Source organism: Burkholderia sp. E168m23, from assembly GCF_016586125.1.
In the GTDB taxonomy this organism is placed as follows: domain Bacteria; phylum Pseudomonadota; class Gammaproteobacteria; order Burkholderiales; family Burkholderiaceae; genus Burkholderia; species Burkholderia orbicola.
The window spans coordinates 1-784 of sequence record NZ_BCPP01001580.1; the positions used below are offsets into that span (position 1 = coordinate 1).

Annotated in this window: 1 protein-coding gene; it reads right to left on the minus strand. The window is 66.8% G+C overall.

What is annotated here, in order from left to right:
* Nucleotides 1-233: 233 nt before the first annotated feature.
* On the minus strand, nucleotides 234-784 hold a 551-nt coding region (locus JMF90_RS39010; RefSeq protein ID WP_201326540.1), incomplete at its 5' end, for an alpha/beta fold hydrolase.

Consider the following 784-nt stretch of genomic DNA (forward strand, 5'->3'; position numbering starts at 1 on the left):
CGTGCAAATCGTGCATGCGTCCATGAATTCGATTTCGATATATCAGACGAAATGTTTTTCGCGCGGAGAAATACGGCGCATTTTCTTTTCGATTCGCACGGCCGGTTTATTTTCGGCGCCTCTATCGTGCCGGCCGAATATCCGTCGGTTCATTTGCGTGCGCGGCCGGCGCGATGCGCCGCGCGAAACGGGCGGCGCGTGCCCCACGCCGCCGCCGGTCGGCGTCGCGGAGCTCAGTCCTGCGCGAACGCCAGCAATTCGTCGTTCAGCCGGGCCGCATGCGTCAGGTACAGCGCATGCGGCCCGCCTTCATAGACGCTCAGCGTCGCATTCGGCACGCGTTTCGCGGTCGCGGCGCCGGTCAGCGCGAGCGGCGCCGTCTGGTCGTCGTCGCCGTGAATCACGCGCGTCGGCACGTCGAACCGTTGCAGGTCGGCGCGGAAATCGGTTTCGGAAAATGCGCGAACGCACTCGAGCGTGCCCTTCAGCCCGCCCAGCAGCGCCATCACCGAGGTCCAGCCGAGCGCCGCGCGCGACACCGTCGAGCCGCCGCGGTTCGAACCGGTAAAGAGCGGCCAGAAGCCGTCGAAAAACGCCGCGCGATCGGCCACGATGCCCGCGCGAATGCCGTCGAATACCGCGACGTCCACGCCTTCCGGATGATCGTCGCGGCGCGCGACAATCGGCGTCACGGAGCCGATCAGCACCGCCTTCGCGATGCGGCGCGTGCCGTGCCGGCCGATGTAGCGGGCCACCTCGCCGCCGCCCATCGAAAAGCCGACGA